General features: G+C 55.5%; 8 protein-coding genes. All 8 read right to left on the bottom strand.

All coding sequences use genetic code 11. The annotated features are described in order from the left end of the window. Positions 1 to 2: 2 nt before the first annotated feature. The 8 genes from ACFOTD_RS12410 to ACFOTD_RS12375 all read right to left on the bottom strand — a co-directional run bounded on the left by ACFOTD_RS12410 (position 3) and on the right by ACFOTD_RS12375 (position 12,394). Positions 3 to 1,622: a response regulator gene (locus ACFOTD_RS12410; protein ID WP_378119092.1), complete on the bottom strand. Its 1,620-nt coding sequence runs from the start codon at positions 1,620 to 1,622 to the stop codon at positions 3 to 5. Between the two features lie 387 nt (positions 1,623 to 2,009). Next, complete coding sequence (locus ACFOTD_RS12405) at positions 2,010 to 2,465, bottom strand: hypothetical protein (protein WP_378119090.1); 456 nt, start codon at positions 2,463 to 2,465, stop codon at positions 2,010 to 2,012. 162 nt (positions 2,466 to 2,627) lie between these two features. Further along, a complete protein-coding gene (locus ACFOTD_RS12400) occupies positions 2,628 to 3,023 on the bottom strand; it encodes an Imm10 family immunity protein (RefSeq protein WP_378119088.1) in 396 nt (131 codons plus the stop codon). A 57-nt stretch (positions 3,024 to 3,080) separates the two neighbouring features. After that, the gene (locus tag ACFOTD_RS12395; protein ID WP_378119086.1) at positions 3,081 to 3,449 is read right to left on the bottom strand and encodes a hypothetical protein; all 369 of its coding nucleotides are present in this window, start codon (positions 3,447 to 3,449) and stop codon (positions 3,081 to 3,083) included. A 28-nt stretch (positions 3,450 to 3,477) separates the two neighbouring features. Then, positions 3,478 to 8,190 carry an S-layer homology domain-containing protein gene (locus ACFOTD_RS12390; RefSeq protein ID WP_378119084.1) on the bottom strand — a complete coding sequence of 1,571 codons (4,713 nt, stop codon included), beginning with the start codon at positions 8,188 to 8,190 and terminating at the stop codon, positions 3,478 to 3,480. A gap of 53 nt (positions 8,191 to 8,243) precedes the next feature. Continuing rightward, positions 8,244 to 8,840: a TetR/AcrR family transcriptional regulator gene (locus ACFOTD_RS12385; RefSeq protein ID WP_378119082.1), complete on the bottom strand. Its 597-nt coding sequence runs from the start codon at positions 8,838 to 8,840 to the stop codon at positions 8,244 to 8,246. 205 nt (positions 8,841 to 9,045) lie between these two features. After that, the gene (locus ACFOTD_RS12380) at positions 9,046 to 10,029 is read right to left on the bottom strand and encodes an aldose epimerase family protein (RefSeq protein ID WP_378119080.1); all 984 of its coding nucleotides are present in this window, start codon (positions 10,027 to 10,029) and stop codon (positions 9,046 to 9,048) included. A 4-nt stretch (positions 10,030 to 10,033) separates the two neighbouring features. Next, complete coding sequence (locus tag ACFOTD_RS12375) at positions 10,034 to 12,394, bottom strand: beta-galactosidase (RefSeq protein WP_378119078.1); 2,361 nt, start codon at positions 12,392 to 12,394, stop codon at positions 10,034 to 10,036. Positions 12,395 to 12,440 lie beyond the last annotated feature (46 nt).

The raw sequence follows: 12,440 nt of genomic DNA, 5'->3' as shown, positions 1-12,440 counted from the left end.
CGTCAGATCCTCTCCCGAAATTCTTTGGGACTGTAACCGGTAAGCTCTTTAAACTTGTTTCTGAAGTGCGCCTCGTTCACATAGCCGATGCTTTCCGAGATTTCATAGATTTTGTATTGGGGGTTGGCCAGCATTTCTTTGGCCAGATCGATTTTTTGCTGAATGACATATTCGGAGATGGTCGTTTTCATTTCCCGCTTGAACAGGCTGTTGATGTAATTGGGACTGTAAAAAAACGCGCTGGCGATCGACTTCAGGCTGAGCTCCTCGCGCAGATTTTGCTTGATATAGGTCTGAATTTCATGAATGAGCCGTATACTTTTGTTTTGCTTCTTATTCGCCAGGTAGGCGGAAATTTCCGTCAAGGTCTGTTTCAGCCAAGCTTTCATTTCCTCGACCGTTTCGAATAAGGTCCATTTCTCCCAGATCGGCCTGTTCAAATCTACGATGCTTTCAAATCTCTCGTTTTCCTCCATGAGCATAAACTGCAGGCAGGTGACGATTCCGTAAAAAATACCTTTGATCTGATCCGCGCTGGCATTGGAATCCGAATGCGCCGCAAAATGCTCTACGAAGCGGTCGATTTCATGCGGATTCCCCGAATGAATTAAAAATTTCAGTTCCTTTTGAAGCTCGGGCAGCTTCCAATCGTTTTTTAGCGCTGTCGGCTTTTTTGATTCCACGTCGCGTATATGGATGATCTCCTGCTTGCCCAAATGAAATTTAAACTTTAACGCGAATAGCCCTTGCTCGCACATATCGCTGACGCTTAGAATTTGATCGCTGATCTCGCTTAAGCCTGCGGAGCAGCTTATGCCATGCATGCGAAGCTTTTCTATGAGTCCGGACAGGAAATTTTCCGTTTGCTCTAGTATTTTGCTCGGCCCTATCGCGCTGTCGTAGCTGAATAAAACGCCGTAATGCGATTCGTCAAGGCGCGTGGTTAATATGGAGGCCTGCGTCGCCAGCTCATCCTCGATCATTTGCAGGATGTATAGGGACAATAGTTGTTTGTCTTCCGTAGATTTTTGTGCCGCAAGGTTTTGATAATCGTCGATCTCCAGCACGCAGACTATATATTGCGCTCGCTTCAAGCCGATTTTGAAAAAGTCGACCATGTCCCAAAGCTCGTCCTCGTTTTTAAATTGCTTGGAGAACAACTCCGCGCTGAACTTTTCGACCAGCGCAGGCATGCTTTTTGAAAGCATGGCCTTCAGCTTTTCCTGCTCCGTTTTTTTCTGAATCTCGCCGTGCAGCAGGGTTATCGTTCGCTGAAGCGCTTCGACCAATTCTGCGGGCACGATCGGCTTGAGCACATAACCGTGAGAAGAAAGATCGATCGCTTTTTTCACGTATTCGAATTTATTATAAAAGCTGAAAAAGATCATCTTGATCGCCGGGTATTTTTGCTTAATGACTTTAGCCATCTCAATCCCGTTCATCAGCGGCATTTCAACGTCCACCAGAATGATGTCGGGCTGCTGCGACTCGAGCATCCGCAATGCTTCCTTGCCGTTTGTCGCTTCTCCGAAGATCCGGATCGGGAGCCCCGCTTCTTCAATAATCTCTATCGCTTCTTCTCGCTCCACTTCAAAATCGTCGACGATCAACAGGCTCAGCAATGAAACGCACCTCCACGAACCCCAACTTTCACCATATTGTAAGCCTTTTCTTAATGAGAATCTATTGTTGTCGTAAGAAAAAATGGACGGCGGCTTTTTCGTTTGAACGTTAGCACATGGAGGTCATGCAGCGCGCGGACTATGGTTCCGTTATGTTCGCCCATGCGGCCAATCTTGTTCCACTCCTGGACACAGGGTCCGCTATTCTCCAAAATACCGTCCTTCCTGGCGTCAACTTGTCCAAATAACGTCTCCCCGGTCCGCAAACGCCTCGCATCGCCGCTTTCTCACGAAATAAGGTCTCTCGTGTCCGCAGCTTTCCCTGGCGTGGCGCTTCTGCTGATGAATTGGAGAAGACCGTCCGTGAAGATCTCCCTGAAGGTCGTATCAGTTTTGGCGCATAACCGAACCGCCCATCAATGGCTCGCCCGACAACCGTTTCCGTTGCCGTTGCGATGAAGCGCCGATCCACTTCCGCTTCGTTCCGTCGCCGTTGCGATGAACCCTCGCCCGAAGTCCGCTTCGTGCCGCCGCCGTTGCGATGAACCTTCGCCCGAAGTCCGCGTCTGCCGCCGCCGTTTCGATGAACCCTCGCCCGAAGTCCGCGTCGTGCCGCCGCCGTTGCGATGAACCCTCGCCCGAAGTCCGCGTCGTGCCGCCGCCGTTGCGATGAACCCTCGCCCGAAGTCCGCTTCGTGCCGCCGCCATAAAGCCTGCAAATATACATCTATTTTCGCCGATGCCTATCCTTTCGAGAAGAAAAGATGCAATAATGCAGGCTTTTTCCTTCTTCAGCCCGATTTCCGGCCTTTGCTTTGCATTTGCCTGCATATTTGCAGGCATTTCATCACATGCCGTCGGTCGGTTAAAAATACCTGTACAATTGCAGGCTTTTCGCCCTTCGTACGTCCGAAAGCGCCGACTCTCCGATATCTTAAAAAAAGCCAGTTAGATCAAGATTCTGATCTAACTGACTTCAATTGGGATGAAATTAGGCGGTTTGAGTTACAGCTCATAGCTGTATATTCCCTGTTGGACCGGAAACATCCGAAGCAGATCGTTATGGAATTCAATGAATTTCTCTTTCTCTAAAAGATAATTAATCACAATAACTGAGCTGCTTTTTAATATCTCGGCAGCATCTTCATTCAGCGTAATTTCCGTCCGATTCGGCGTGAAGTGAAGTTTCGAGATACCGCCATATAATGACTGCGACTCATCGTTGTAAGTAATATGAACCTTGCCAAATCCCGCTTCGATATCCTCTTGGCTGGGGTTTAGAGATTTTTGTAACAAGATATATTCATGCGTGTCGAACTCATCGTCAGCAAAACCAATCATCAGCACATTAATTTCTTCATCACGTTGCGCATATAAAAAATGAGCATTCAAAGTCGTCATTTCAAATAGCCTCCATGTTAATGCAGACTGCCTTCGCATTATTCGCCTAAGGCAGAATTATTTTGCCAAATAAATCTGCCCGTCATGGTTGCACACGATTATCTTTGAATAATCTTGGGGGGCGACTATGACGTCCACGCCGTCCCCCCGTTCAGGATTCACGTTGTCTTTAAGGAATGCAACGACGTCCGTCTTACTCGTTAAAAACAACTTATCCATAAAATCGTGAATGGGGTGCTTATAAAACAGATAGTACGGGGATTCGGAAGAAAGTGCATCCGTATTATAAACTTCGTCATCCACTCGAGCCCAGTTCTTGATGTTATCTATCGATTTAAGGTTTTGAGGATTGATTTGTTGCAACAGCTCTTTCATGATTCGATCGGCTTCATCATGAACTATTCGGCTTCCGGGAAAAATACTCATTTTAGCCTTCTCCTAAATTACCGTGATTTTATTGCAACGACGCCAGCCGCGCCAGCAGCACGACCGCTTCGGCTCGCGTGATCGGAGCCAGCGGATTGAACTTGTTAAGGCTCTGCCCTTGAACAAGCCCCGCTTCGTATGCGGCATTGATATAGGGCAGCGCCCACTCGGCGATCGCGGCATCGTCGGCGAATGAAGTCCGTTGCGTATTCGTTGCAGGCAATCGCGCGGCTCTAGCGATAAGCGCGGCCGTCTCGATTCGGCTCAGGCGAGCGCCCGGGCGGAAGCTATGGTCCGGATAACCGCTGACAATGCCTGCTGCGGCGACTGCAGTTACTGCATCGCCGGCCCATGCCGGAATATCGTCCTGATCCGCGAAGTTTGCAGGATTGCCTCCCGGCAACGCCAACACGCGATTCAGCAGCAATGCAAATTCGGCACGCGTGACCGGAAGGTTCGGACGGAACGTCCCGTCGGGATATCCGGAGACGATTCCCTTGGCGACCGCGTCAGCGATCTCTTGCTCGGCCCAGTGCCCCGCGATGTCGGACGGCACCGCAATCGGCTGCTCAGAAGTCGGATCGTCGGTCACTGGCATAACGGCAAACTTGGTGAAGTGATCCGTCTCTCCTGCCATCGTGTTACCGGAAAGCTTACCTCCCTTGATGGTCGTCCATTTCGCGTTCGTCTCATCGTAGTAGACGAATGCCGGATGTTGATCGGCGGCCCAGGACTGGTTCTTTAAATTTAGCCGAAGGCGGACAGGAGCGTCGAACTTGCCAGGCGTATCCTTCAGCAATTCATAGACGTCAGACAGGATCAATTGACCGGGTTGAAGCAAATTCTTGGTTTCATCTGTCACCTTTTTAAGCGTGACGGTCGTCGCTTGCTTGATCGCATCCCCGGGTATGAACAGCTCAAGCCCATCAATCGTTAGCGTATACTCGCGTCCCGGAACGAGGTAAAAGGATGCCTGATTTACAATCGGGTTCGCTGGAGTTGCGGGAGGCACCGGAGGATCGATAATGTTATCGATGCTAACCGATTGAACCTTCCGGTTCCCTGCCGTATCGACCGCAAAGACGGTATACGTACCGTTCGCGCTCACTTGGAACGATCCCGAGGACGGCACGTCGATTCCGACGTCCGGGTCGCCGAAGTCCGCTGCATCCAGCGAGCCTGCCGCCCACTTCAAAGCCTCGATTTTGTTGCCCGCCGCATCGTCGGCTACGGCTGCCGACACCGTAATGTCGACCCCGTTCGAGACCGCCGTCTTTGGCGTGTAGTCCAGCGTAATGCTAGGCGCCTCGCTCACGATATTCGCAATTGCGATCTCCTCGACCTGCTCGTTCCCTGCCGTATCGACCGCATAGACGGTATACGTACCGTTCGCGCTCACATGGAACGATCCCGAGGACGGCACGTCGGTTCCGACGTCCGGGTCGCCGAAGTCCGCTGCATCCAGCGAGCCTGCCGCCCACTTCAATGCCTCGATTTTGTTGCCCGCCGCATCGTCAGCTACCGCTACCGACACCGTAATGTCGACCCCGTCCGAGACCGCCGTCTTTGGCGTGTAGTCCAGCGTAATGCTAGGCGCCTCGCTCACGATATTCGCGATTGCAATTTCCTCGACCCGCTCGTTGCCGGCCGTATCGACCGCATAGACGGTGTAGGTACCGTTCGCGGTCACATGGAACGATCCCGCGGACGGCACGTCGGTTCCGACGCCCGGATCGCCAAAGTCCGCTGCTTCCAGCGATCCAGCCGCCCACTTCAAGGTTTCGATTTTATTGCCCGCCGCATCGCCAGCTACCGCTGCCGACACCGTGATATCGACACCGTCCGAGACAGCTGTCTTTGGCGTATAGTCCAATGTAATGCCAGGCGCCTCGCTCACGATATTCGCGATCGCAATCTCCTCGACCCGCTCGTTGCCGGCCGTATCGACCGTATAGACGGTATACGTACCGTTCGCGCTCACATGGAACGATCCCGCGGACGGCACGTCGGTTCCGACGCCCGGATCGCCAAAGTCCGCTGCTTCCAGCGAGCCCGCCGCCCATTTAACCCCGGCAATGTTCGTACCCGTACCGTCCGTATCCACCGCGATCGTCACGGGACCGCTCACCGGGGCTGTGGTCGAAGGCGTCAGCTCAATCTCGGGGAGCTCCCCGTCGATGACGATGCCGCTCGTATCCGGCAGCGGGCTAGCCAGATCCAGGGACACGGGACTGCCTATTGTCGTCACGGACGAAGTTGAAGGGGCGACGAGCGCTTCCCCCAGTTGGATACCGGCCGCAGCACGGTCGCCTTCCTGAATGGTATAACGGAATTCCAGCTTGCGCGGATCTCCGCCAGACATGCCTACATACGAAGCGGACAGGCCTGCGTTGCTATCGAGCTCGATCGGCAGCTCCGGCGGCGCGGCGGAATCGACGTCAACGGGAAAATCGTAGGCGACCACAAAAATCAGCTCGTCGCCGATGCCGTAAATGTCGCCCGGTGGAACGGAAGTAACAGCCGCCGATGGAGACGGTACGGCAATCGTAAACCGGTAAACGCCAACCTGCCCGTTGCTGCCCGTTACTGTAATCTCGACCGGCTTGTCGCCCAAGGACAAATCAACCTGGCGCGTATTGCCGTTAACGCCGTCGATAGAGACGGTCTGCCCCGCGGCCGGCGTCACCGTGAACGTCCCTTGAGCCACCGGTGCAGCAAGCGCAATCGCGTAAGTGCCTGTCGCCGCATTAAAAACGGACGGCGTCATCGTCAGCGTCGTGCCGAGCGCGTCAACCGCGATTGCGGCCGGACTCACGCCCTGAAAGCTCGCATAAGGCATCGGGTACGTCGTACCTTCGACGATGCCCCACCTTTTTCCGCTGCCGAATGCCCACACCGATCCGCCATAGCCGGTATAGGTAGCCTGCTTCATCATGTCTGCCGTACTATGCGGCGTACCGCCGCCTGCCGAGAAAGCTTGCCCGCTGCGCTCGCTGTCCCAGAAGGAATGGATAACCGATCCGGCTGCCGCACCCGAGCCGATCAGCCCGCCTCCGCCGCTATCCGCTTGCACGGCGGCCGCAGCATACGATTCATTCAAGGAAGTCAGGGCATCCGCAGAACCGATCAGGCCGCCGACATCGCTTGCCCCGGAGACCGCACCCTGGACGGATACGCCGGATACGTCCGTGTTCTCGGCGCGGCCGATCAACCCGCCAACCTTGTCGGCGCCTGTAATATTCGCGTTCACGATCGAGATATGGGAGATCGTCGCCCCGGACGTGGCGCCGAATAAGCCCTGATCGTCGGAACCCGGACGTTTGACGCTTACGTTCGCAATCGTATGGCCGTTCCCTTCGAATACGCCCTCAAACGGCGTTGTCACGCTGCCGATAGGCTCCCATCCCGCGGCTGCGGAGAATGCGCGCAGATCAAGATCGGCTTCAAGCTCGTAGCTGTCCTCCAGCTCGTAGCCGATGGACGCATCGCCGATCCTGGACAGCTGCTCAGCGCTCGTGATCCGATGCGGATATTGCACGCTTCCGTCTTCCCGATTGACGGTCAGTTTGTAGACGGCCTTCAGCGCAGCCGGATCGCCGGCGTCGCTTACTTGGACCTCGAACACATTTACACCCGGATCCAGAGGAAGCGTCTCCACGCCCGTGCCGCCTTCGACCGAGACGATCGAGCCAGCGGTGAGCGGCGTTCCCGACACTTTCACCTGATCCGTCTCGCTTCCCACACGCACGCTATAGGCACCGTAAGCGCCGGAAAAAACGCGATCCAGCTCCTGCGGCTCATCACTCTCGTCCGTTACGTTCAGCGAGGCAAGCGCTATCTTCTTATAATCGCCGTAATGGAGCGGATAAGTGGCGCCTTCCACCATGCCCCAGATCGGGTCGTCCGTACCGTTGCCGGTGAAATCCCAGCCCGAATAGGTCGACTTTAGCAGCATCTGCGCAGTCGACTTGCCCGCGCCCTTAATGGACGTAGACTGTCCGCTTGTCTCTATGTCCCAGTAGGCGGATGGGTCTGATACAGGGCCGTCCACTCGTCCGGCCAGGCCGCCCGTATTCGTGCCCGAATCGACGGCAGCGGTCGAATACGACCGGGCGATAGAACCTCTGGCACCGTTGCCGGTACCGTACCCGATCAATCCGCCGAAGCTATCGCCTGAACCGGATACCGCAGCGACATGCCCAGCCATATAACTATCGGAGATATCGGATAGGCTGTTATAGCCAACCAGGCCGCCTACAGTATCAACACCCGACACTGTGCCTTGAACAGAGGAAGCGCTTGCCCAAGACCTTTCCCACACGCCCGCTAATCCGCCCACGTACGTATGACCTTTCACATTGACGTTCATCAAATGCACGTTGGCAATCGTTGCATTCATTACAGTTCCGAATAATCCCACATTATTATCTCCCGGCCGATCGATCGTCATATTCCGGATGACAAAACCGTTACCGTCGAAGCTTCCCGTAAATTCGCCTCCGTTGGTCCCGATCGGCTGCCAGCCCTCGCCGTCACCGGCGTCATACCCGGCCAGATCGATATCCTGCATCAGCTTGTAATGGCCCGACAGTCCGGATCGGATCTGATCTAACTCTGCCGCGTTGCTAATCGGCGTCCAGACGTCTTCGGCGCGCGCATGCCGGAGCGTGCCCGCCGCATTGGATAGGACGGCCCAAGCCATCATGAAGATCAGCATGATTGCAATCGCTTTGCGCTTCATTCTCATAACCCCTTTATATGGTGAATAACGAACCGAATCGTGGGCGGCTCCGGCTACCGCATCAGCTTCACCAATCCCTGAATCAAAACCTGCGGGTCCGTGCCGCCGAACAAAGCCGAAAAAATCGTATATCCTTCGTTAAAAGCGATCACCTGCATCGCAATCGGGCGCGGATCCTTGTCCTTCGCGATCCACCCCTTGTCCTGCAGCGTGACGATCAAACGCTCGATGCCGGCGATCCAGCGACGGTACTTCTCTCTAAGCTGCTGCTGCATCGCTTCGTCCCGTTTGGTCTGCTGATAAAAGTCGACGAGCGTCACGATCCAGTTGTCGATCCCCTTCATCAGCTCGCCAAGGCGCGCCAGCGTGAATCCGATCACTTCCTCGAGCGTGAAGTCCGACGGACTGTAATCCCTCGGAATGTCCCACCAGTCCTCCGTTATTTGAATCTGATATTCCAGTACGTGCATGAACAGCTGCTCTTTGCTCTGAAAATGACCGTAAAACGCCCCTTTCGTATGTCCGGTCCGCGACACGATGTCCGTCAGCGTCGTGGACGCGTATCCCTTCTCCGCAAAGCAATGCCAGCCGGCCTCGACCAGCATCCGGTACGTCGCTTCTCTTTTTAACTGAAACTTGTTTTTTTGCAATGCGCGTGCTCCTTCTTTGATCTCTATGAATTCATATACATACTAGAAGGTATATAATTTTATTTTCTATTATTTACCACAGTTAAGTATGCCGCAAGTTTCCGAAAAGCGTCAAGATGTAGCAGTGATTTATTGTTTTCCGACACGTCAAAAGAGGCTGCCTGAGGCAACCCCCATCGATGTTTTAAGTGTCAAAACGAAGCTACTATTCGGCGAAGCCTGAAGTGATTCCGCCCGTACCGAGTCGAAGCCTCAGCGACCATTCGCACGAGCCGCCCGGTTGTACGACCGCGGCGGTTCCGTTCGCAATCGCGCGGTCGAGCGAATCGTAATAACCGATCGACGGCTCGAGCGCAATGACATTTCGGTCGTTAACGATGCCTTCGTCGATCCAGACGCCCAGATAGGGCACCGACTGCGGATTCACGTCCATCCGCAGCCAGTCGCCGCTCGACTCGCCGACCAAGCCGCACCATCCCTCCGCCAATTGGCCCGGCACGTAGAATTTGCGTCCATCGCCTGTTTGCGCTGGCAGTACGAGCGACTCTCCCGTCCACCTGTATCGCTTCCCGGCCTGACGGGAATCTCCGCCGAATACGCAGAGCATCTCGCGGACCGCGGACGGCAGCATGATGCGAGTCGGCTCCGGAACGATGAACTGCGGATGCGGCACCCACAGAAACGGCAGCGCGTCACTGCCCGAATTTTCGACGAAATAATTCAACCGCATCGTGTCGGCCGCTTCGAAGACGATCGTTCGACTGAGCCGGTACGGCAGCGCAATGCCGCTCGCCGAGCAGGATACGCTGTCTGCGCCGACTACGCGCGCCCAGGCCAGCGGCCATACTTCGCCATGGTCCGGCAACCGAAGCTTCCCCTCCTCATCTCCCGGACAAGGCGAAACCGTCGGAAAGCACTCGTCCCAGCCGCTCAGGTCCGCCTCTCCGAATGAAGATGCGGATGTCAGCCTGCGAAGCTCGCGTGTACCGGCGTCTATAAGCCATTCTCTTTTCGTCGGCTTGTAGACCAGCGAGACGATCTTGGCCCCGATTCCCGGGATCAGTTCGGCACGTATTTGATCCGTCTCCAGGACCACAGAGGGCATGCCTCGATATATCGCTTCGTAAACAAGGGATGATGCTTGCTCGCCGGGCGACGATTGCTTCGTCTCGGAAAAAGATCGCTGCATGCGCTCAGCCCTTCTTCAGCGCAAGCTCGTAAACGGGAACGGCGCAAACGGACTTCAGCTCGGCGATCGTCTCCTTCGCATGCTCGCTCCAACCGGCCATCGTCGTGTTGCTGTTCACCGTGCTGCCCTTGCGGATCGGCGAGATATACAAATACATCCCCTCTTTGACCAGCCGCTCCTCAAAGCGCTTCAGTCCGATCTCCCATGTGTTGCCGTTGCTGAAGTTATCGTTGATCAGATCGCCGTCGATGAAGGCATAGCCGATGTCGCCAGTATAATCGATGCGCAGCAGCGCTTCCTTGATGCCGTCAAAGGCATCCTCGTCAAAGGTAAGAATCGCTTTGTCGTCGTTCACCCGCTCGAGCTCGAAATTGATCTTGCGGCGCGGCAAGCGAAAGCGATAGGATACGAACAACCCTTCTTCAATCCGCTCCAGCAGTTCGCCGCCGATGATGTCCCCCAGTCCGTCGAAGTCGGGGAAAATACGAAGCGTGACCTCCTCTTTATCGGTTACTTCCAGCTTCACTTCATCGGCAGTTACAAGCAGGATGGCGTCCGTAAGCAGCGCACGCTCGCGCCCCCATACGTTCGCCTGCCAGAAATGGAGGCTCTCCTCATCCGTGAACGTGAGCACGCGAACGGATGCGCCGCCTGATGGTGTCAAATGAATGGGTTCGCCGTCGCCCGCAGCTGGAGATACGATCGTCAGGCCTCCCGCTTCGCGTATGTTGGCTGTTCCCGCATCGAGACTCCCGACCGAAGCCGTCTCGAACGCATACTCAGGCTGCATCCCCTTCGGCGAGAAGAAAAAGTAATAGATAGATCCATTCGCCTCCATGCGGGTAATCGGCTGGGTCATCGCGTACTTGAGCCGGACACCGTCCAGGTCGAAGTTATACGGCAGCATCGCATAACCGTCCTTGCCCAGCGCAAGCGGTCCTTCGGCCGGGAAGCGGATCTCTTCCGTCGCCGTCCGCACCGTCACGCCGCCCGGCACATGCATATCGTGCGTCTCGGCGTGATCTTGATAGTTATTCAGGAACAAGAGACCCGAGCCCTCGGTCGCCCGCACCGCATAGCGCAGCGTATCGACGTCGGTCGGTTCCATTCGCGACGTATCGCCGGGCAGGATCGTCTTCGTCCTGCACAGCCAATCCTGGAACGTGCGGTAAAAATAATGCTGCACCCGCGTCCGGTGGTACGATTCCCGGACCTGTCCGAATTCGCCGATGCAGGCGTTGAAATCGTACGAAATCTTGGGCGTCGCCGGATCGTTCAGGAAGACGTCGCGCTTCCCCTTCGGATTGGAGCCGCCGTGGTACATGTAATAGCCGATCAGATTGCAGCCCTCCGCAACCTTGATGCCCGTCATCGCGGGAACGCTAATATACGGAAAGTCGAATCGATACTTGTAAAATGGCGTCATGCCTCCGCCCATCTCGCAGCAGGCGTAAGGGTGATCCTCGGGCTTGTAAAACGGCTCGAAGTTGTAGCTTTTCGGCATGTCGTTGTTGTGCTTGTCACGATAGATATATTCCGGCGTGGCCGGATGCTCCTTCATGTCGCCGAATCGGTCGTGTTCGTAATAGATCCACGGCCAGTGAGAATATCCGCCCCACAGCGGGAGCATCTCCTCCGCAGGAGCCGTGGCGCCGCCCCATGCCGTGCACGTATAGATCGGCGTGTCGATGCCCGCCTCGATCGCCATTTTTTTCAGCATCAGCATATGCGCTTCGCCGTCTTGGCCGCGGCTCAGCCACTGATTTCCGATGCCCGTCGTGAGGGCCCACTGCGCGGCCGAGTGGTTATGCTCGTTTTCGATCTGCGTGCCGATGACCGGTCCGCCTTGCTTGAACAGCAAGCCTTGAACCTGGGCGCCGATTTGTTCATACAACGGCCTCACGTAGGCGAGGTACCGCTCGTCGTTCGAGCGCACCTCGAACGGCCTGCCGAACAGCCAGTCCGGAAGTCCGCCGTTGCGCATCTCGCCGTGATCGAAGGGACCGATTCGGATGATGACGTACAAATCGTGCTTGCCGCACAGCTCGATGAACCGGCGCAGATCGCGGCGGCCGCGCCAGTCGAATTCCCCTTGAATTTCCTCGTGCACGTTCCAGAAAATATAAGTCGCTACGATGTTCACGCCGCCCATTTTCATCTTTACGAGCTCGTCTTCCCAGCCGTTCTCGTCATAGCGCGAATAGTGGAACTCCCCGCAAATACCGAAATAGGGCTTTCCGTTTTTCTCCATGTAGTAATTGCTGAAGCTCAGTCGGTCGCCCGACGGACTGCTCCCGCCCATTCGGCTTGTGCTGCGGCGGATCGCCTTGCGGTCATGGCTTGCGTCGATTCTGTATTCAGTCAAGGGCATGTCCTCCCAGGATTGTGGTGTCGTTTAGCGAACATTCGGC

Origin of the sequence: Cohnella sp. GCM10012308 (genome assembly GCF_042649185.1) — a bacterium.
Taxonomy (GTDB): domain Bacteria; phylum Bacillota; class Bacilli; order Paenibacillales; family Paenibacillaceae; genus Cohnella.
Note: the sequence above shows the minus strand (reverse complement) of the source record. Positions and strands in the feature narration are given on the sequence as shown.